Origin of the sequence: Ligilactobacillus agilis, assembly GCF_025311475.1 — a bacterium.
In the GTDB taxonomy this organism is placed as follows: Bacteria; Bacillota; Bacilli; order Lactobacillales; family Lactobacillaceae; genus Ligilactobacillus; species Ligilactobacillus agilis.
In genome coordinates this window covers 1,016,986-1,037,342 of the sequence record NZ_CP104397.1, presented here as the reverse complement: position 1 = coordinate 1,037,342, position 20,357 = coordinate 1,016,986, and the positions used below count along the sequence as shown (strand labels likewise).

Sequence of the window (20,357 nt, the reverse complement as noted above, 5' to 3'; positions counted from 1 at the left end):
AGCCTTATTATATTAATCCTTATTCGGTTGTTTCCGTCGCAAAAATTAAGTTATTATCTTGACCTAAAGTAATGGTTACCTTTGAGTGCGGCATGACCTTACCGGCAATGATTTCCTTAGCCAGTGGAGTTTCGACGTGGTTAGTGATGAACCGTTCTAGTGGCCGGGCCCCGTAGGCTGGATCGTAGCCAGTCTTAGCAATCCACAACTTCGCTGGGGCACTAATTTCTAGGCTAATATCTTGGTTGGCCAAGCGCTTAGACAATTGGGTAATGAATTTTTCGACAATCTCTTCAATGGCATTAAGCCCTAGTGGGGTGAACATGATGATGTCATCGATTCTGTTCAGAAACTCTGGCTTAAAGTGTTGCCGGGCCAGCTGCATGACCGCTTGCTTGGTTTGGTCATCGACCTTAGCTTCTTCGTTAGCCCGGTCCAAGAGAATGTCTGAACCAAGGTTAGAGGTCATAATTAAGATGGTGTTCTTAAAGTCAACCGTCCGGCCTTGGCTGTCGGTTAAGCGACCGTCATCCAAGACTTGGAGTAAGATGTTGAAGACATCTGGGTGAGCCTTTTCAACCTCGTCTAAAAGGACAATCGTATAAGGATTACGCCGTACTGCTTCGGTCAACTGGCCCCCTTCTTCATAGCCAACGTAGCCGGGAGCAGCCCCGACCAAGCGGGAAACGGAGTATTTCTCCATGTACTCACTCATGTCGATTCTGACCATGTGCTTTTCTGAATCAAAGAGGTTTTCGGCCAAAGCCTTGGCTAACTCGGTCTTCCCTACCCCGGTTGGGCCAAGGAACATGAAGGAACCTAGTGGTTTACTTGGGTCTTGAAGGCCGGCACGTGCCCGCAAGACAGCGTTAGCTACCGCGTCAACCGCCTCATCTTGACCAATCACCCGCTGGTGAAGGCTTGCTGGCAAGTTAAGTAACTTGGAGCGCTCGCTTTCGACTAACTTAGCTACTGGAATCCCGGTTAAGCGGGAAATGACGCTGGCAATTTCGTTTTGGGTAACAGATTCTTCGACCAACTTGCCTTCAGCCTGGTTAGCAGTTTCTAAAGTCTGTAACTCCTTTTGTAAAGCCGGGATAACCGCATTTTGGAGGCGGGCCACTTCTTCGTAATCTGCCTCGTTAGTTGCGGCTTCTAGGTCATGGTGGGCCTTGTCCAATTCTTCTTTCTTGTCAGAAATTGCTTGGATATCCTTCTTTTCAGTCTCCCAGCGTAACTTCAATTTTTGGACTTCCTCTTTGGTCTGAGCTAATTCAGCCTGCATTTCCTCCAAGCGCTTTTTAGATGCTGGGTCGTCTTCTTTCTTAAGGGCACTTTCTTCGACTTGTAGCCGTAATAAGTGGCGGTTAGCCTGGTCCAATTCGTTAGGGACCGAGTTCATTTCAACCCTAATTTCCGCACAGGCTTCATCAACCAAGTCGATAGCCTTATCAGGTAAGAAGCGGTCGGTAATGTAACGGTTGGCTAAGGTAGCAGCGGCCACCAAGGCGTTATCGTGAATCTTAACCCCGTGGTGAATTTCGTAGCGTTCCTTTAAGCCCCGCAAGATTGAAATCGTATCTTCCACGCTTGGTTCTTGGACGATTACCTTTTGGAACCGCCGCTCTAAGGCCTTATCCTTTTCGACATACTGCCGGTATTCATCGAGGGTAGTTGCCCCAATCAAGTGCAACTCACCCCGGGCTAGCATTGGTTTTAAGAGGTTGCCGGCATCCATACTACCTTCGGTTTTACCGGCGCCAACGATGTTATGAATTTCATCGATGAAGAGGATAATCTGACCTTGACTCTTACTTACCTCTTTTAACACAGCCTTCAAACGTTCTTCGAATTCGCCCCGGTATTTAGCCCCGGCAATCAGTGAACCCATGTCCAAGGAAAAGATGGTTTTGTCCCGTAAATTTTCTGGGACGTCTTTTCTAACGATTCGTTGGGCTAAACCTTCGACAATCGCGGTTTTCCCGACCCCGGGTTCACCAATTAAAACCGGGTTATTCTTGGTTTTACGAGATAAGATCCGAATAACATCCCGGATTTCACTATCCCGACCAATGATTGGGTCTTGTTTACCGGACCGCACTTGTTTTACTAAATCAACTCCATATTTTTCTAAGGCTTTGTAACCTTCCTCTTGATTCTTTGAAGTCACTTTCTCACCCCCACGTAATTTCAAAACTAACGCCTTAATTTTGGCTAAATCCAGCCCTTGCTTTTGCAAGTATTGGCTTAATGGCTGGTACTTCAAAGTCATTAACGCCACCAATAAGGTGTCAATGGCAATGAAATCGTCACCAAACTCTTGGCGCAGTTTTTCTGCCTCCTGTAGTAGCGCATACAGGTTACTGCTAAGGTTTTGGCCGTAGCTAACGTTACCTTCAACCACCGCAATTTGATCCAACTGGCGGTCAATTTCGGCTTCCAGCTTAGCAACATCAACTCCAGCTTCATGATAAATATCACGGGCCATCTCCCCTGGTTGGATTAAAAACTTAAAGAGATGAGCAATGTCTATCTCTTGATGCTTTCTGACTTGGGCAATTCCTTGAGCTTGAGCAAGCGCGTCTTGAACTGCCTGAGTTAATTGCTCATTATTCATAAAAAAATCACCTTCCTCAATCTGTCACCCCTATTTTACCGCTTTTAGGGACTTAGATAAAGAAAGATGAATCGCAATTTATAAGTGCCATTTGGCCATTTGATCTAAGAAACGTTTAGCCTTTACGTAAACACCCACTTGTTGACGATAAATTTCATCTAAGGTCTTGCGCAAATTGACCTTTGTTTTGGCTTCTAATTCAATTGAATTAATTTTACTCAAATCAACCGCTGAAAAAAGCCGTAAAAAGTAAATCGTCCGCTGGTCCAAGTGGAGCCGGTGGGGATCTAAATACCAGTGCTTTTCACACAAGAGCCCCCCATAACTTTCAGAGTAATCAAAGGCTCCGGTGGCTTGCTGGCAGATTACACAGGTCCGCAAGTTAGGCATAACCCCAAAGCAGGCTAAAAACTGGACCTCCATAATGTTGGTAATTACCGCGGGGTCAAAGCCCTGGTCAATCAGACTTAAAGCCTGGTAGACATTTAGATACCAGCTGGGGTTGTATTGCCCCATGAAGGCTTGCTCCGCTAGCCCTAAAATGTAAGCAGCGTAAGCGTTGAGTTCAATATCCTGACTGAGTTGCTTAAACTGCTCGACTTCCTTGGGGTTGGTGATAAAGGACAGGCCTTCGTCGCTAATTGAACCTAAGTAAGTTCCGTAAGCGTAGGGCAAGATAGCTGCCCCCATGCTGAACCCCCGCTTAGCAACCCCGCGGACAAAAAAGGTTTTAAAGCCAAAGCGGTCAGTCAAGATTTTCACCAGCATGTCACGCTCACGGTAGTTTTTACGGGAAACAACAATCCCCCGAAATTCTTCTCCTTGGTGTAAGGCCATGTTATCACCCGCAATTAATAGTCGTCTTGCTTATAACCTAGTGAACGTAAGTCGATTTGCCGGTCCTTCCAGTTAGGCATTACTTTCACCCATAATTCCAGGTACACCTTGTCCCCTAACATTAGTTCAATATCCTTGCGGGCCTTGACACCAATATTTTTAAGCATCTTGCCACCCTTACCAATGATAATCCCTTTTTGGCTATTACGTTCGACAATGATAGTTGCTTGGACTTGAACCTTTTCTTCGTCTGACCTACTGATGCGGTCAACTACTACCGCCACAGAGTGGGGTACTTCTTCACGCGTTAGCTCCAGGACCTTTTCTCTAATCAACTCCCCGGCAATGAATCTTTCCGGATGGTCGGTTACCATATCGGCTGGGTAGAATTGAGGTCCGACCGGGAGGGTCTCAATTAAAGAGGCCACCAATTCGGGACAATTATTCCCCTGTAAAGCAGAAATTGGGAAGACCTCTGCGTAGTCGAGGGTTTGCCGGTAATCATCCATGATTTCAAGTAACTTGTCTGGGTGAATTTGGTCAATTTTATTAATCACCAAATAAATTGGCTTTTTAACATTCTTTAACCGTTCGATGATAAAGTCATCACCCCGGCCCCGTTTTTGGGTAGCGTTGACCATAAATAAAATGGCGTCGACCTCATTTAAAGTTGACAGAGCCGATTCCACCATGAAGTCTCCTAGGCGGGAATGCGGCTTATGAATCCCAGGTGTGTCAATAAAGACAATTTGGGCCTGGTCATCAGTGTAAATTCCTTGAATCTTATTTCTCGTTGTTTGGGCTTTGTCGCTCATAATGGCAATCTTTTGACCAATAACTTGGTTCAAAAAAGTCGACTTACCTACATTAGGCCGACCTAAAATCGCAACAAAACCTGAGTGAAATGTATCTGTCACAAAAAAACCCCTTCTCAATTAATAAAATAACATCATTACTTTAGGTAGGAAGATAACCGCGGCGACGATTAAGGCGAAAATAGCCGCCAGTAAGACTGCCCCCGCTGCCATATCTTTGGCTTTTTTGGCGAGCGGGTCGCGCTTACCTCCCGTTGTCAAATCAACGACATTTTCTAAGGCTGAATTCCAAATCTCACTTGATAAAACCGCAAAAACCGCTAGGACTAACCAGAGCCACTCGCTGCCGCTCACCTTAAAATACCAGCCTAACACCCCGACCAAGATGACGGCTAGTGTATGGAAGCGGACGTTACGTTCTTCTTGATAAGCGGTCACTAATCCGACCAAGGCATACTTTAACGCCTGATAGAAGTGGCGATTTTTCCAGTTATTAGGGCTACCGTTTGAGGCCATAAGCGTCTAAGATTTCCCTTTGGAGGCCAAACATTACCTTTTCGTCTTCAGCCTTCATATGGTCGTAGCCGTTGAGGTGTAAGAAGCCATGGACTACCAAAAAGCCCAGTTCACGCTCGGGTGAGTGGCCTAGGTAGTCGGCTTGTTCGTAAACTTTATCCATAGAAACCATAATATCCCCAATGTTTTTAGGAATCTCAAAGTCACTATCTTCCGGTAAGATGATTGGTAATTCGTCTGGATCTTCTTCTTCAATCGCAAAACTAATCACATCGGTTGGCTTATCAACCCCCCGGTATTCCTTATTAATTTCATGAATGCGCTCGTTGTCCATCAACGTTACGGACATTTCGGTATTAGCAGGTAAAGAAATGTAGTTACCCGCAAAATCTAAAACGTCCTTAATCAATTGAATCATCTCTGGACTAACCTTTTGCGTTTCATCGTATACTTCTAAATCCATCTAACCTTACCCTTTCTTTTCGTCAACTTGTTTTTGCTGTTCATAGGCGTTAATGATTGCTGAAACCACGGGGTGTCTAACCACGTCGGCCGCGTCAAAGTGAACAAAGCCAATGTGATTTATTCCTTGGAGAGTCTTTTCAGCGTCAACTAAGCCTGACTGGCTATGGCCTTTAGGTAAGTCGATTTGCGTCTTATCGCCGTTAACGACCATCTTTGAGCCAAAGCCTAACCTGGTTAAAAACATCTTCATTTGAGCGCGGGTGGTATTTTGCGCTTCATCCAAAATTACAAAGGCCTTGTCTAAGGTCCGGCCCCGCATGTAAGCTAGGGGGGCGATTTCAATTACCCCGCGTTCAATCAAGCGCTCGGTATGCTCAGCCCCTAGAATTGAATTGAGGGCATCATAGATGGGCCGCAAGTAGGGATCAACCTTTTCCTTTAAGTCCCCTGGTAAAAAACCTAGTGATTCGCCGGCTTCAACCGCAGGCCGGGTTAGGATTAAGCGGTCCACTTCATGGCGCTTCAAAGCAGCCACCGCCATCACCACCGCTAAATAGGTTTTCCCTGTTCCGGCTGGCCCAATCCCGAAGGTCAAGTCATTATTTTTAATCATTTGAATATATTGACGCTGGCCGTAATTCTTAACCCGAATTGCCCGCCCCCGGTTATCCTTAAGCAAGGTATCGGTGTACAGGTCTTGGAAATACTCTAAGGTTCCCCGCTCCGCCATCTTTTGGGCGGAAACAATGTCGGCGGCGCTTAAATGAATTCCCTGCATTAACAAGGCCTCAAGCTGGCGCATAATTTCAATTACAGTGGCAACGTCATCGGCCTTACCCTCAATCTTGATGCGATCACCGAAAGGCTTAATTAAGACGTCGTTTCCCTCTTCTAAAAGCCTGAGGTTACTATCATTAATCCCAAACAAGCCTAGTTGCAAGTTAGGATTAGCTAGTTGAAATTCTTTTTCCGTTAGTTTCTCTACTGTCAAAAAAACGTCTCCTCTTTAAAAACCGTACTTATAGGCTTATTTTAACACATTAATAAGGGTGACAAAAGCAAAAGAAAAAGGCTGGAATTTCTTCCAACCTCTCGTGTCAAATTATTGCAATAATTCTTTGACAGTAGCATTAACTAACTTACCGTCAGCTTTACCTTTGAGCTTAGGCATCAAGACGCCCATTACTTTACCAAAATCAGCTTTCGATGTTGCTCCAACCGCCTTAATCGTTTCTTCAACAACGGCCTTTACTTCATCAACGCTCAATTGTTCTGGCAAATAACTTTCAACGACCGCAATTTCTGCTTCTAAATCAGCAACTGCTTGGTCACGTCCGGCAGCCTTGAATTCTTCAAGAGAATCCTTGCGTTGCTTCAACTCACGAGATAAGACGCTAACTTCTTCATCAGAAGTTAAATCATGGCCAACGTTAATTTGTTCGTTAGTTACCGCTGCCTTAAGCATCCGGACAGTGCTTAACTTAGTCTTGTCCTTAGCCTTCATAGCAGCGACCATATCCTTTTGTAATGACTCTAATAGACTCATCACTTATGCCTCCTCTAGAAACTAGAAACGACGCTTGTTTTTACGCTTCCGAGCTGCTTCGGACTTTTTCTTACGTTTTACACTTGGCTTCTCGTAAAATTCACGTTTCCGATATTCTTGCAAAGTACCTGTTTTTGAAACGGAACGTTTGAAGCGACGAAGAGCGTCATCAAGAGATTCGTTTTTACGAACGACTGTTTTTGACATGGTTGTTTCCCTCCCTCCGAGCTTAAATGTAACCGTCTTAAATTGTATAAGTACACAAACTTCAACAGTTCTTTTCTATTATATCTAAACATAGTTTTAACGTCAATAATAGATTGAAAAAGATTTCAAATAAAAAACTCTAATTTAACAACTAGTGGCTAAGTTCATTATAAAACTTGCTATTAAAAAGTATTCTACATATTAACATAAAAGGATACTTAGTCTTATTATAGGTCTGCTGGACTAACAATTTTTATCTTAGCTTTCCTATAATCTTTAATATTCCTTGTTAAGATAAAATCTACTTCATTAGAGATAGCTGTTTCAACCATAACGGCATCTTCATAATCAGTTACATCAGAAGTAATAGCCTTTAGAGTATCTTTTTCTTTAGTATCAAGAATTTGATAAACTCTACTAAGTTTCAACAATACTTCTTTGGTCTTATCATTGTCATGTAAAGAATGATGCACAATATAAAAAATATCTGTCATCGCTTTAGCTGTAGTATAAACCGTATCACCTTGCCTTATTAAACTAGAAACAGCATTATAACTAGCGTCAACAAATTTCTGTCTATTTAAAAGAATTTGAACTACCTACGATTAAAATCGTAGGAATCGCGTCACGCGATTACATTACGTGTACATTAAAAAACGATACACGCTCCGAACCTAGTTATAATGACTGGAAATACCGCCATTATGCTAAATATATAATATTCACTAATTATCGCACCCGTTTTGACTCGCTCAGGGTGATACGCATAATTTTGTGCCAATAGTTCGGTAGGATTTGGTTCCGTTTCCTAAAAAAATCTTTTTAAATTATTTCTACCAAGTTACTTGCTTTTAATTTAGGATAATCTCTTAATTATACATGTTTTTCTGGGTGTAAGCCCCACTCTTTAATGTTTAAGGCTGCGTTATAATCCCTATCTACTTCTTTACCAGTATATGCTGAAACATATATGCGTTTACCGTCTTTATTAGTCGCTCTTAACTCGTGCTTTTCTTCATATTCAGTTCCATATTCTACTTGGCTAGTTTTATATGGATCCACTTTAATAAGGGTCTTGTTTTGTTTATTTACCAATGATTCAACAATCTTCGCTAATTCATAAGGTTTGATTAAAGCTAAGCGCTTATTCTTACCTGTATTTTGTGCTTTATTCAGTGACAAACTACGTTTTCTCATCTCAAAAGCATCTATTTTTTCGATGATGATAGTATCGAACTCGTCTACTAATTCGTGAACTAATTTTCTATATGTTTCAGTTAAAATATTAGCTCTTTTGGCACTTAATTTTGCTTGTTTACGTTGATATCTTTGCCATAAAGCAGTTTTACCACGCTTGTTGTATTCACTATCTCTTAAAGATTTAAATTTATCTTTTGCTGCTTCTAACTCATTAGCTTTTTTCACAATCTCCTTAGGTATCGCTATGGTTTTATTTTCAGAAGTTCTAAATACTTCATTGTTAAACATGTTCCAATCTGCGCCAACAACTTTATTTTGAGAACTACGTTTCTTTTCACGAGTAAAGGTTATCTGTAGTCTAAATGTGTTATCTGGTAACCTTTTAATCTTAGTTAAAGCTATCTCGTCAAAATTAAGATGCTTTAAATTCTCAAATACCATTATTTCTCCAAAATCGGCTACATTTAAATGGTGTGGTGAAACCAATTTGGTATTGCCCTTAGGCAATCTTTGCGAAGTAATTGTCCTAAATGAGTTATTATTTCGTAGAAAATTCATTGAACCTTTACGATACCATGAACGATGTTTAGGATTTTTATGTTTTCCATCTTTATCTTTAGTAATATTCATTCTGAGATTATATTTTTCCACAGCTGACATTTGCCCTGCTTGTTCTAATCTCTTACGATATTGAGAAAAATTAGTAAAGATTGTTTTCAAAAACTCATCAGCCGCGTGCGAAGATAATCCTAGTTTTTTAACATTCCAGCGGTTCAATTCATACTTTTCGTTGATAAACATTGCCTTAATTTTATTATTAAGGTAGTTTATTCCTTGCCCAAAAGGTAATGGTCTGCCAATATGTTTACGGCCATAAGTCTTATACAAGTATTTCAATGCAAATTGGTATAACTCATTTTGTGTTTTGATTGCCTTTTCATACAATTCTATTTGTTGATAGCTTAAAGAAATATGATATTGTCTTGTGTATCCGAATTTATTACGCTTCTTTGTAACCATTTATGTAACCTCCTTTCAAGAAATATATGTTATAATTATTGTAATACTAAAAGGGTGGTATGTAAATGATTATACATGAAGAAGGATACGTTTATAACTTCAACTTTCACTTAGTTTTCGTTACTAAGTACCGCAGAAAAATATTTGACACTCAAGAAAAAGTAGCCGCTATGAAAGCTATTTTACAAAGACAAGCAGCTATTTCAGAAGTAACTGTTAGTCAACTAGAGGTTATGCCAGACCATGTACACATGTTAATTTCTTTTAAACCTAAATACGCTCCATCTAATATTGTTAAAAATCTTAAAGGAGCGTCAGCTAGAATATGGTTTAAACAATATCCTGAAACTAAAAAATTATTGTGGGGTGGACATTTGTGGTCGCCTAGTTATTATATGGGGACTTTAGGTGATATGAGTAAAGAAGTTGTAGAAAAATATATTGAATCGCAGTATACAGAAGCTATGAGAAGGCAACTTAAAGGCTATTATGGTAAAAATAGATAAGATAGTTTAGCGGGCTTGACCCCTGATTAAAATCAGAGGTTTGCGTCCGTTTTATAATCAACTAAGACTTTTGCCATCAGATTTCACTAATTCTTTCATTTCGCAACTCATCATCTGTCATATTTATATCAGGAGCAATACCTTTTAAATCATTTAACAGTTGCAATCTACTTTGATTTGGATTGGATAAAACTGATACAATTACACCATTTTTAGTAACATATACATCTTCAAATTCTGACTTTTTCAAGTATTTACCAAGATTATTCTTTAATTCTGTTGCTGTAACTTGAACCATGTAAATCACCTCCATAAGCTAATTATATCACATGTTAGCTAATATTTATATTATAATAGATAATAGCTAACCAAAATCGAAAAATAGCTATAATCACATCGAAAAAAATCGGGTTTCCACAAAAACCCTGGCTGTGAACGATTTCGCACCTAGAGTTTTGGACAGAGCCGCAATAATCTTATGCAAAATCATAGTTTGTTCTGTCAAAGTTTGAATTTTGTCATTAGTTATCGAACTACTAGTAATCCCTGTTTCATCAGTAGTAGTCAACGTTACAGCTGACTTATCAACCTGCTTAGTTGATACCGTTTCTGAATTGTTGGCCAGCGTATTGATTGCAGCAGCTATTCAATCATTAGCAGGTATTTTATTCACCGAGAAAAATTTTATGCATAGGCTTACAACCATTTAACTACTCACTAACCTAGATTTTTCGTTTCTTACTATGCTTTTATTTACTCCTATTGTATAATTATTATTGTAAAAGCGCTTTATTACAGAAAGAAAGAGTGATTTCATGACCCAAAAAGAAGTAAATCTTTATATCATTTCCGATTCCTTAGGGGAGACTGCCTTTAACCTAGCCCAAGCGGCTTTAGTCCAATTTCCTGACGCTAAGTTCCAAGTAGAAAAGTTCCCCCTAATCAGAACCAGCTCAATTTTGCAAGGGATTTTGAACAAGGCTAAACGCAACCAAGCCTTTATTGTTCATACCTTTGTAGAACCAGAGCTGTCCGCTTTAGCCAACGATTTTTGTAAGGAAAATAACCTGGCTTGCATCGACGCTATTTCCGACTTGGTAAATACCATGGCGAATTTAACCGGACTAGAACCCCTTCATAAAGCGGGCATCAATCATAATACCGATACAGAGTACTTTAACCGCATTGAAGCGATTGAATTTGCGGTTAACTACGATGACGGTAAGGATCCTAGCGGTTTCACCAAGGCTGACATCGTCTTACTGGGAATTTCTAGAACCTCTAAGACTCCCCTGTCCCTTTATTTAGCCAACCGGGGTTATAAGGTGGCCAACTTACCTTTGGTGCCTAAGACCAAGATTCCAGATGAAATCTATCAAGTGGATAAAAACCGGATCTTTGGACTCACCAACGACGTGGAGGTCTTAAATGACATCCGCCGGGCCCGGATGATTTCATACGGATTGAATCCCGACACCGCCTACTCAAGCGTCGATAACATCAAGGCTGAATTAGACTTTGCCACCGACTTATACCGCAAGTTGGGTTGCTTACAGATTAACGTCGCTCACAAGTCGATTGAGGAAACAGCGACGCTAATCATTGAGAGTCTAGCTCAAAATAAGATTGACGCCATCGGTGACAATCAACAAGTTTAACCTTACTAGACTCACTGGGTACGAAGGATGTTCGTGCCCAGTTTTTACTTGCTATGCATGATTACTAAACCACAGCCAAATTAGAGCATGAATTTATCCGAGTCTTGGCTAATCTAGTCACTCTTAGCTGGTTACCAGCCTTACTTTAACTTAGGCAAACTAAAAAAGAGCTCATTTTTGAGCTCTTTTTTGTTACTTAGGCACCGGTCCAGTGAGCTGGATCTTGCCGCCATTGTTCTAAGACGCTGCGTTGGTCAGCTGAAACATAGTCGGCCTTAATAGCTGCGTCTAATAGTTCACCGTAATTGGTTAAGGTTACAAATTCTAATTTTTCCTTGGCAAAGTTTTCTGTGGCTGCTGCCAATTGGTAACTAAAGATACCTGCAACCCCGATTACATCAGCACCTTCGTTGCGGGCTGCCGCTACCGCCTTTAAGACGCTGCCACCAGTTGAGATTAAATCGTCAATCAAAATGGTCTTAGCACCTGCAGGTAAGACCCCTTCGATTTGCTTGCCGCGCCCATGGTCCTTAGGCTTAGAGCGGACGTAAACCATAGGTAGGTCTAACTCGGCTGCAATCCAAGCAGCGTGGGGAATGCCAGCGGTCGCCGTCCCCGCAATTACTTCTGCTTGCGGCCACTTTTCCTTAATCAAGGCCGCAATTCCCTTAGCAATCGCCTTTCTGATGGCTGGATAGCTGATGGTTAAGCGGTTATCACAATAAATGGGACTCTTGATGCCACTAGCCCAAGTAAACGGAGCTTGCGGAGAGAGTTTAACCGCCTTAATGTCTAGTAAATCCTTTGCAATTGTTTCCACTATTGTTCACCTTCCCATAATTTCTTAACCAAGTCATAAGCAGCTACGGGGTCGGCGGCCTTAGTAATGGCGCGCCCAACCACGATTGCGCTAGCGTCGTTATTAGCGGCTTGGTCAGGGGTCATGACCCGCTTTTGATCGTCCTTACTATTATCCGCCAGTCTAATTCCCGGGGTTACCCGTAAGAAATCAGGACTAGTAGCCGCTTTGATGGCGGCTGCCTCGTGGGCCGAACAAACCACCCCGTCTAAGCCAGCCTTCTTAGTTAACCGGGCGTAGTTTAGGACGCTTTCGTTCAAACTAACCGCTGAGAGCTGTTCATTTTTCACTAGGGCTTCGTCACTAGAAGTTAGCTGGGTAATCGCAACTAACTTAGGCACCTTGTAGCCAGCGGCCCCATCTAATAGCCCTTCCTTGGCAGCCTGCATCATCTGCAAGCCACCGGCAGCGTGAACGTCAGTCAAGTCGACATGCAGCTTACCTAAAACCCGCATCGCACTTTCAACCGTATGGGGAATGTCGTGGCACTTCAAATCCAAAAAGACATCGTGGCCTAAATCCTTAAGTTGTAACACCAAGTCACTACCGGCACTGTAAAACAGTTCCATCCCGACCTTGACAAAGAGCTGTTCGTCTTTAGGAAATTGCTTTAAGAAAGTCAAGGCTGCCTGGCCATCTGGAAAATCTAAGGCAATTAATGGTCGCTTAATTTTCATGTTTCAGTTCCTTTCTTACTTGGGCCCGTAATTCTTCTAAACTACTAATGCCAAGTTCGTCTAACTTAGCAGGTAATTTTTCAATTAGGTGTGGGCAAATTAGCGGATCGTAGAAGTGGGCCGTCCCGATTTCAACGGCTGACGCTCCGGCCAAGTACATTTCGATGATGTCGTCGCAGGAACGAACGCCCCCCATCCCAATAATAGGAATATCGACGGCTTGAGCCACTTGGTAAATCATCCGAATAGCAATTGGTTTAATTGAGTGACCTGAAAAACCACCCATTACGTTGCCTAAGACCGGCTTTCTAGTCTTAACGTCGATGTGCATCCCTAAGACCGTGTTAATCATGCTCAACCCATCGGCCCCACCGGCTTCAACGGCCTTGGCGATTGCCACAATGTCTGTCACGTTTGGAGAAAGCTTAACATAAACCGGCACGGTCGCTACGGCCTTAACCTTTTCCGTCAACTCCCGGGCCACCTCTGGACTGGTTCCAAAGGCCATCCCCCCTTCGTGAACGTTAGGACAAGAGATGTTTAGTTCCAAGGCGGATACCATCTGTGAGTCCGACAATTCCTTAGCTACTTGTACGTAGTCGGCAACAGTGGAACCCCCAATGCTACCAATGATTGGCAAGTCCGGGTACTTAGCTTTTAAAGCAGGTAATTTTTCATTGACCACCGCTTTAATCCCAGGATTTTGCAAGCCCACCGCATTTAGGACCCCGTTATCGATTACGGCAATCTTAGGGTCAGGGTTACCAACCCGGGGTTCGACCGTGGCGGTTTTAATTACCAAGGCCCCTAGTTGGTTGAGATCAAACTTCTTGGCACTAGGGACATCCCCAAACCCGAAGGTCCCGCTGGCTGGCATAATTGGGTTTTTCAAATTTAATCCTGGTAAGTTTACGGCTAAACGCATGATATTTCCTCCTTAAAGTGCATCTGTTGCAAATGAACGGTTTTCTAAGGCCTTCAGCAAGGCATCGGCCGTGTTAAGCGATGTTACTAACGGCACGTTGTGTTCGATGGCAGTCTGTCTAATGACAAAGCCGTCGGAAGCAACTTCTTGGTCATGGCCCATGGTGTTGATTACTAAATCGACTTTGCCGGCCATCAGTACCTCTAAAATGCCTTCGTGGTCTGCATCTGCTTGGTCAATCTTGCTTACGGTTAGGACGTGCAATCCCTTTTCGCGCAAGAAGCTTGCGGTCCCGCTGGTTGCCAAGATCCGGTAGCCAATCTTACTAAAGCGCTTGGCTAGTGGTAAGACCTCATCTTTATCTTGGTCTTCGATTGTAAGTAGGATGGTCCCGTTATCTGGCAAGGTCATCTTGGCCCCACTAAAGGCTTTGTAAAGGGCCTTTTCAAAGGTATGGTCACTACCCATGACTTCCCCAGTCGACTTCATTTCAGGGCCTAAGAAGCTGTCAACGTCGGCTAACTTGCTAAAGGAGAAGACAGGGGCTTTGACGTGAATTGTGTCGCTTTCAGGGTAAAGTCCGCTTTCAAAGCCTTGTTCCTGCAAGCTTTGACCTAAAATGACCCGGGTTGCAACTTGCGCCATCTCCACCCCAGTAATCTTACTTAAAAATGGTACGGTCCGGCTAGCACGTGGGTTAACTTCTAAGACGTAAGCTTCGCCCTTGTGGATGATAAATTGGATGTTCATAATCCCGACACACTTCAAGGCTACCGCTAACTTCTTAGTTGCGTCCACGATTTGATCTTTGACCGCCTGGCTAAAGCTTTGTGGTGGGTAAACCGCCATCGAATCCCCGGAGTGAACCCCGGCGTGTTCAATGTGTTCCATGATTCCTGGTAACAAGACGTCCTTACCATCGCAGATGGCATCCACTTCGCCTTCTAGTCCTTCCAGGTAAGCGTCGACCAAGATTGGGTGTTCAATTTCAGCGGGAGCATTTTGGGCCAAGTATTCTTCTAATTCGGTTTCGTTATAAACGATTTCCATTGCCCGACCACCTAAAACATAACTTGGCCGCACTAAGACTGGGTAACCAATTTCTTGGGCGGACTTCAAAACGTCTTCGTGAGTCGTTGCGGTCTTACCAATTGGTTGCTTCAAACCAAGTTCATTGATTACTTGGTCAAACAACTCGCGGTCTTCGGCCCGGTCTAAGTCCTCAACGGTTGTCCCTAAGACCTTGACCCCATTTTGCTCTAAGCCTTCAGCCAAATTGATGGCCGTTTGCCCCCCAAATTGGACGATTACCCCCTCAGGTTGTTCTAAGTCGATAACGTTTAAAACATCCTCTAAGGTGAGGGGTTCAAAGTAGAGCTTGTCTGAAACAGAGAAGTCGGTTGAAACCGTTTCTGGGTTAGAGTTAATAACGATTGCTTCGTAGCCTAATTTTTGGAGGGCCTTAACACTGTGCACGGTAGCGTAGTCAAATTCGACCCCCTGACCAATTCTGATTGGGCCAGAACCGATTACGATCACCGATTTACGGTCGCTGACTTGGCTTTCATTTTCCTGGTCATAGGAACTGTAGAAGTAAGGGGTATGGGATTCAAACTCAGCCGCACAAGTATCAACCATCTTGTAAACTGGCAGGATTTGCTTAGCCTTTCTGAAGGCCCGGACTTCTGCTGGGCTAACATTCCACAACTTAGCGATGGTGTAGTCGCTAAAGCCGTAACGCTTAGCTTGCTTGAGGGTCCGAGCATCATGAGGATGCTTGCAAATCTCAACTTCTAGTTCGGTAATGTGCTTCAAGATATCTAGGAAGTAAAGGTTAATCTTAGTTAACTCATGAATTTCTTCTAAGGAGTAGCCCCGTCTAAAGGCTTCGGTTAGATAAAAGATCCGGTCGTCTTGAGCGTGCACAATCTTTTCTTCTAAGGTGTCATCGCTGGCAGCACGAACGTAGTCGGCTAAGAGGTCCTTTTCGTCGATTTCTAGGGAGCGGACGGCCTTTTGGATGGCTTCTTCGGCGTTACGCCCGATAGCCATGACTTCACCGGTCGCTTTCATCTGGGTCCCTAATCTCCGGTTAGCCTTGGCAAACTTATCGAATGGCCAGCGTGGAATCTTAGCTACCACGTAGTCTAAGGCTGGTTCAAATTCGGCGTAAGTTGTACCTGTAACCGGGTTGATGATTTCATCTAGCGTCAAGCCCACCGCAATCTTAGCCGCCATCTTGGCGATGGGATAACCAGTTGCCTTGGAAGCTAAGGCAGACGAACGGGAAACCCGGGGGTTAACTTCGATGACATAGTAGTCAAAACTATTAGGGTCTAAGGCTAGCTGAACGTTACAGCCCCCTTCAATCTTTAAAGCCCGGATTAATTTTAGCGAACAGTCGCGCAACATTTGGTATTCCCGGTCTGATAAGGTTTGGGTCGGAGCTAACACGATTGAATCCCCGGTGTGAATCCCAACTGGGTCGAAGTTTTCCATCGAACAAACGACCATCGCGTTATTGGCGCTATCCCGCATTACTTCGTATTCGATTTCTTTGAAACCAGCAATTGATTTTTCAATCAAACATTGGGTAGCTGGGGATAGGTCTAAACCGTTAGCCACAATTTCTTTTAACTGGGCTTCGTTATCGCACAAACCACCACCGGTGCCCCCCATGGTAAAGGCAGGCCGCACGATTACGGGGTAGCCGCATTCCTTAGCGAACTCAAGGGCTTCAGCCACCGTTCCCACCGTTTTAGAAGGAGGAACTGGTTCGTTTAAGTCTTGCATCAGTTGCTTAAATTTTTCCCGGTCTTCGGCTTGATCAATAGCAGCAAGCTTAGTTCCTAGTAACTGAATCCCTAACTCGTCTAAAATCCCGGTCTTAGCAAGGGCAATCGCGAGGTTCAAGCCGATTTGGCCCCCTAAAGTTGGTAAGAGTGCGTCCGGAAATTCTTGGCGCATGATTCTAGAAACTGATTCGACTGTTAGTGGTTCAATGTACACCCGGTCTGCAATTTCGGTATCGGTCATGATGGTAGCGGGGTTAGAGTTAACCAAGACTACTTCATAGCCTTCTTCACGTAAGGCCATACAAGCTTGCGTTCCTGAATAATCAAATTCAGCCGCTTGGCCGATAATGATTGGACCTGAGCCAATCACCATAATCTTATGAATATCTGTCCGCTTAGGCATTCGTCTTTTCCCCTTTCTTAATGTCAATCATGTGCATAAAGTCATCGAAAATATCAACCGCATCGGATGGGCCTGGTGCTGCGTCTGGGTGGAATTGAACGGAAAAGGCAGGGTAATACTTGTGTCTAATTCCTTCCACCGTCCCGTCGTTGATTTCTTTATGGGTCACAATCAACTGGGTATTGTCAATTGAGGCAGGATCGACCGCGTAGCCATGGTTTTGGGAGGTAAAGGTAATCCGGCCGGTAGCAATTTCTCTTACCGGGTGGTTAAAGCCCCGGTGACCAAACTTCATCTTAAAGGTCTTGGCCCCGTTAGCTAGGGCTAATAATTGGTGGCCTAAGCAAATCCCAAAGACTGGCAGGTGCTTTTCGACTTCCTTAATCATTTCAACGGCGTCCTTCATAACCTCTGGGTCCCCCGGGCCGTTTGAAAGTAACACGCCGTCTGGCTTTAAGCGCAAAATATCTTCGGCCGTCGCTGTATATGGCAGCACGATGGTGTTACAATCCCGGGCCGCTAATTCGCGTAAGATACTGTGCTTGCTGCCGTAGTCCACGAGCACGATGTTGTGCTTATTGCCTGGATTAGGGTAAGGCTTAGTGGTTGAAACCTGGGCAACTAGGCGGTCAGATAAAACGGTCGCATGCAGTTGGTCAAAGGCATGTTCTAAGTTATCAGTCGCATCAATGATGCTGCCCTTCATGGTCCCGTGTTCGCGTAACTTCTTAGTTAAGGCCCGCGTATCAATCCCACTGATGCCGGGGATGTTCATTTGCTCTAAGAAATGGGGGAAACTGTCTTGCTTGCGCCAGTTAGTCGAAACCCGCGCTACCTCGCGACAAATAACCCCCTTACAGTTAGGTTCTAAGGATTCATAGTCATCTAGGTTAACCCCGTAGTTACCAATCAAGGGGTTAGTAAATACTAAAATTTGATTGGCGTAAGATTGATCCGTGACCGCTTCTTGGTAACCGGTCATCCCGGTAGTAAAAACTACTTCCCCGGTGGTAGTATTCTTGGCACCAAAGCCTTCGCCCTTAAAGACCGTCCCGTCGTCTAAAATTAAATAACGTTCCATTTTTATCTAGCCTCCTTTTGATAAGCAACTTGCCCTGCCACTAAGGTCAAATAAGTGTTGGCATAAACTGTTTGACCTGTAAACGGAGTGTTAACCCCCATTGAGAGGTAATCACTTTCCTTGATTTCCGATGCCTGGTCTAATTCAAACACGGCAATGTCAGCCAAGCTCCCTGGTAGTAGGCTGCCGGCTGCTAGCTTAAAGGCCTGCGCAGGCTTTAGGCTCATCCAATCTACTAGTTGTTCGAGCTTGAAGATGCCTGGCTTGACAAACTTAGTGTAAAGTAAGGCAAAGGCCGTTTCGCTCCCGGTAATTCCAAAGGCCGCCTGCTTCATATCACCGGTCTTTTCGTCAATACTGTGAGGGGCATGGTCGGTAGCAATCATGTCAATCGTCCCGTCTAATAGGCCGGCCACTAGCGCCGTCTGGTCTTCCTTAGCCCGCAATGGGGGATTCATCTTGTAGTAACCGTCGTTGGCAGGAATATCTTCGTCGGCTAGTAGTAAGTGGTGGGGAGCTACTTCACAGGTCACGTTAATTCCGTGCGCCTTAGCCAAGCGAACTAACTCTACGCTTTCCTTGGTAGAAACGTGGCAGACATGGTAATGAACTCCCGTTTCTTTGGCTAGCAACAAGTCGCGGGCGATTTGTGATGACTCGCTGATGCCTAAGATACCTGGTAAGCCTAATTCTTCGGCCCGCTTGCCGGCGTGCATTACCCCACCGAAAAGGAGGGAGTTATCTTCAACGTGGGCAACAATTGCCATGTCTAAGGCAGCCGCTTGCTTCATCGCTTGGTACATCACGCCAGCGGTTTGTACCCCGCACCCGTCGTTACTAAAGGCAAAGGCCCCGGCTTCTTTCATCGCCTTAAAGTCGACTAACTCTTCGCTTTTCAAACCCTTGGTAATGGCACTGTATTGGTTAATATGCACCTTGCCGTCAGCTTGGTTCTTTTCAACTAACTGGCTTAGTAACTCAGGTTGATCAGGGACCGGATTTAGGTTTGGCATCGCACAAACTGTTGTGTAGCCCCCGTGAGCTGCCGCAGCCGAACCGGTTTTAATCGTTTCCTTGTGGGTAAAGCCCGGTTCCCGGTAGTGGACGTGCACATCGACTAAGCCTGGGCTCACCAACTTGCCACTGACGTCAAGCACCTTGGCGTCGGGTGCTAGTTGACCTAAATTTTGGCCCAAAGCTACGATTTTGTCTCCTTCAATTAATACATCTTGATTAGTAAGTTGGCCGTCGTGGTAAACTAAGCCGTTTTGTAATAAAGTCTTCATTAGTTAAGCCCCCCTAACTTTCTGCCGCGCATTACCGCTTCAATCATTGCCATCCGGATAAAGACTCCGTTTTGCATCTGCTGGTAAAAGCGAGATTTATCTGCTTCGACCAGTTCACTGGCCCACTCAACGTCCCGGTTAATCGGACCGGGGTGCATGATAATTGCCTGTGGTTTCAACTTAGCGTAGCGCGCTTGGTTAAGTCCGTATTTTTCGTGGTAAGCAGCCGCGGAAAAGTCGGCTTCATTTTGATCACCAGCGTGGCGTTCGTGTTGGACCCGCAACAACATCACGACATCCATCTGGGGTAAAAGTTCGTCAACATCTAGATACTGGCCGTAGCTATCAAATTCATGGCTATACCAATACTTAGGCCCCGAGAAGTACACTTCTGCCCCTAGCCTGGTCAAAAGTTGCATGTTGCTCTTAGCCACCCGCGAATTAGTAATGTCGCCGATGATGGCTACCTTTAGGCCGGCAAAGTGTCCAAATTCTTCGTAAATCGTCAGCATATCGAGTAAGCATTGGGAGGGGTGTTGACCACTGCCATCCCCAGCGTTAATTATACCGAGATTTAAGTGTTGGTCTGCCTTAAGGTCGATTAGTTCCTGGTAGTAATTATCCTTTGAGTGCCTAATTACTGCTAAATCCACCCCCAAAGCATCCATCGTCAAGAGGGTATCATATAGGCTTTCCCCCTTATTGACTGAGGATTGGGCCGGATTAAAGGCCAACTCCTTAAGACCTAGCTTACTTTCTGCCATTTCAAAGCTAGTGTGGGTCCGGGTTGAATTTTCAAAAAACATGTTGACCGCATAGACCGGCTGACTTAACTCAAGTTGCTTGCCGGCCTTAAATTCCTGCGCCCGCTTTAGGAGAGCCATTACCTCCGTTTCGCCTAGATTTTCAACACTAACAAAATGTTTTAAACTGACCACGATTAT

21 protein-coding genes are annotated in these 20,357 nt (G+C 44.1%); 3 read left to right on the top strand and 18 right to left on the bottom strand.

The window, feature by feature from the left end; genetic code table 11:
• Positions 1–19: 19 nt before the first annotated feature.
• The 10 genes from clpB to N4597_RS05140 form a co-directional block, all read right to left on the bottom strand.
• Positions 20–2,617, bottom strand: coding sequence for an ATP-dependent chaperone ClpB (gene clpB / locus N4597_RS05185; RefSeq protein ID WP_260905114.1), 2,598 nt, complete (start codon positions 2,615–2,617; stop codon positions 20–22).
• Positions 2,618–2,695: 78 nt separating this feature from the next.
• Positions 2,696–3,454, bottom strand: a complete 759-nt coding sequence (recO, locus tag N4597_RS05180; protein ID WP_167588790.1) for a DNA repair protein RecO — start codon at positions 3,452–3,454, stop codon at positions 2,696–2,698.
• Between the two features lie 14 nt (positions 3,455–3,468).
• Positions 3,469–4,371 carry a GTPase Era gene (gene era, locus N4597_RS05175; protein WP_050612166.1) on the bottom strand — a complete coding sequence of 301 codons (903 nt, stop codon included), beginning with the start codon at positions 4,369–4,371 and terminating at the stop codon, positions 3,469–3,471.
• 18 nt (positions 4,372–4,389) lie between these two features.
• Positions 4,390–4,785 carry a diacylglycerol kinase family protein gene (locus N4597_RS05170; RefSeq protein WP_101812427.1) on the bottom strand — a complete coding sequence of 132 codons (396 nt, stop codon included), beginning with the start codon at positions 4,783–4,785 and terminating at the stop codon, positions 4,390–4,392.
• Positions 4,769–5,248: an rRNA maturation RNase YbeY gene (gene ybeY, locus N4597_RS05165; protein ID WP_056977924.1), complete on the bottom strand. Its 480-nt coding sequence runs from the start codon at positions 5,246–5,248 to the stop codon at positions 4,769–4,771. The genes N4597_RS05170 and ybeY overlap by 17 nt, the downstream gene beginning before the upstream one ends.
• A gap of 6 nt (positions 5,249–5,254) precedes the next feature.
• Positions 5,255–6,241 (bottom strand): PhoH family protein, encoded by a 987-nt coding sequence (locus tag N4597_RS05160; RefSeq protein WP_089144763.1) that lies wholly within the window; start codon positions 6,239–6,241, stop codon positions 5,255–5,257.
• 111 nt (positions 6,242–6,352) lie between these two features.
• The gene (locus tag N4597_RS05155) at positions 6,353–6,796 is read right to left on the bottom strand and encodes a GatB/YqeY domain-containing protein (RefSeq protein WP_170091919.1); all 444 of its coding nucleotides are present in this window, start codon (positions 6,794–6,796) and stop codon (positions 6,353–6,355) included.
• A gap of 21 nt (positions 6,797–6,817) precedes the next feature.
• Positions 6,818–7,003 carry a 30S ribosomal protein S21 gene (gene rpsU / locus N4597_RS05150; protein WP_003694124.1) on the bottom strand — a complete coding sequence of 62 codons (186 nt, stop codon included), beginning with the start codon at positions 7,001–7,003 and terminating at the stop codon, positions 6,818–6,820.
• Between the two features lie 227 nt (positions 7,004–7,230).
• Entirely contained in the window at positions 7,231–7,593 is a 363-nt protein-coding gene (locus N4597_RS05145; RefSeq protein ID WP_260905220.1) for a PIN domain-containing protein, read from the bottom strand.
• A 283-nt stretch (positions 7,594–7,876) separates the two neighbouring features.
• Positions 7,877–9,223 (bottom strand): RNA-guided endonuclease InsQ/TnpB family protein, encoded by a 1,347-nt coding sequence (locus N4597_RS05140; RefSeq protein ID WP_260905083.1) that lies wholly within the window; start codon positions 9,221–9,223, stop codon positions 7,877–7,879.
• 65 nt (positions 9,224–9,288) lie between these two features.
• On the opposite strand from N4597_RS05140, the gene tnpA reads away from it, so the two are divergent.
• Positions 9,289–9,729: an IS200/IS605 family transposase gene (tnpA, locus tag N4597_RS05135; RefSeq protein ID WP_094051126.1), complete on the top strand. Its 441-nt coding sequence runs from the start codon at positions 9,289–9,291 to the stop codon at positions 9,727–9,729.
• A 76-nt stretch (positions 9,730–9,805) separates the two neighbouring features.
• Here the strand turns inward: tnpA and N4597_RS05130 are convergent, their stop codons facing one another.
• On the bottom strand, positions 9,806–10,027 hold the full coding sequence (locus tag N4597_RS05130; protein WP_089144765.1) for a type II toxin-antitoxin system Phd/YefM family antitoxin: 222 nt from the start codon (positions 10,025–10,027) through the stop codon (positions 9,806–9,808).
• Positions 10,028–10,244: 217 nt separating this feature from the next.
• On the opposite strand from N4597_RS05130, the gene N4597_RS05125 reads away from it, so the two are divergent.
• Together N4597_RS05125 and N4597_RS05120 are read left to right on the top strand one after the other, a co-directional pair.
• Positions 10,245–10,439 carry a hypothetical protein gene (locus tag N4597_RS05125; protein WP_260905080.1) on the top strand — a complete coding sequence of 65 codons (195 nt, stop codon included), beginning with the start codon at positions 10,245–10,247 and terminating at the stop codon, positions 10,437–10,439.
• A gap of 105 nt (positions 10,440–10,544) precedes the next feature.
• Positions 10,545–11,387, top strand: coding sequence for a pyruvate, water dikinase regulatory protein (locus N4597_RS05120; RefSeq protein WP_260905078.1), 843 nt, complete (start codon positions 10,545–10,547; stop codon positions 11,385–11,387).
• A 196-nt stretch (positions 11,388–11,583) separates the two neighbouring features.
• Here the strand turns inward: N4597_RS05120 and pyrE are convergent, their stop codons facing one another.
• The 7 genes from pyrE to N4597_RS05085 are packed head-to-tail and all read right to left on the bottom strand — an operon-like array spanning position 11,584 to position 20,357.
• Positions 11,584–12,207: an orotate phosphoribosyltransferase gene (gene pyrE / locus N4597_RS05115; RefSeq protein WP_089144767.1), complete on the bottom strand. Its 624-nt coding sequence runs from the start codon at positions 12,205–12,207 to the stop codon at positions 11,584–11,586.
• Positions 12,207–12,923: an orotidine-5'-phosphate decarboxylase gene (pyrF, locus tag N4597_RS05110; protein ID WP_094129076.1), complete on the bottom strand. Its 717-nt coding sequence runs from the start codon at positions 12,921–12,923 to the stop codon at positions 12,207–12,209. The genes pyrE and pyrF overlap by 1 nt, the downstream gene beginning before the upstream one ends.
• Positions 12,913–13,848, bottom strand: a complete 936-nt coding sequence (locus tag N4597_RS05105) for a dihydroorotate dehydrogenase (RefSeq protein ID WP_050612156.1) — start codon at positions 13,846–13,848, stop codon at positions 12,913–12,915. The genes pyrF and N4597_RS05105 overlap by 11 nt, the downstream gene beginning before the upstream one ends.
• Before the next feature lie 12 nt (positions 13,849–13,860).
• The gene (gene carB / locus N4597_RS05100) at positions 13,861–17,046 is read right to left on the bottom strand and encodes a carbamoyl-phosphate synthase large subunit (RefSeq protein WP_056977911.1); all 3,186 of its coding nucleotides are present in this window, start codon (positions 17,044–17,046) and stop codon (positions 13,861–13,863) included.
• On the bottom strand, positions 17,039–18,127 hold the full coding sequence (locus N4597_RS05095) for a carbamoyl phosphate synthase small subunit (protein ID WP_050612154.1): 1,089 nt from the start codon (positions 18,125–18,127) through the stop codon (positions 17,039–17,041). The genes carB and N4597_RS05095 overlap by 8 nt, the downstream gene beginning before the upstream one ends.
• A 2-nt stretch (positions 18,128–18,129) precedes the next feature.
• A complete protein-coding gene (locus N4597_RS05090; protein WP_260905072.1) occupies positions 18,130–19,413 on the bottom strand; it encodes a dihydroorotase in 1,284 nt (427 codons plus the stop codon).
• A complete protein-coding gene (locus tag N4597_RS05085; protein ID WP_167589402.1) occupies positions 19,413–20,357 on the bottom strand; it encodes an aspartate carbamoyltransferase catalytic subunit in 945 nt (314 codons plus the stop codon). Before N4597_RS05085 ends, N4597_RS05090 begins: the two co-directional genes overlap by 1 nt.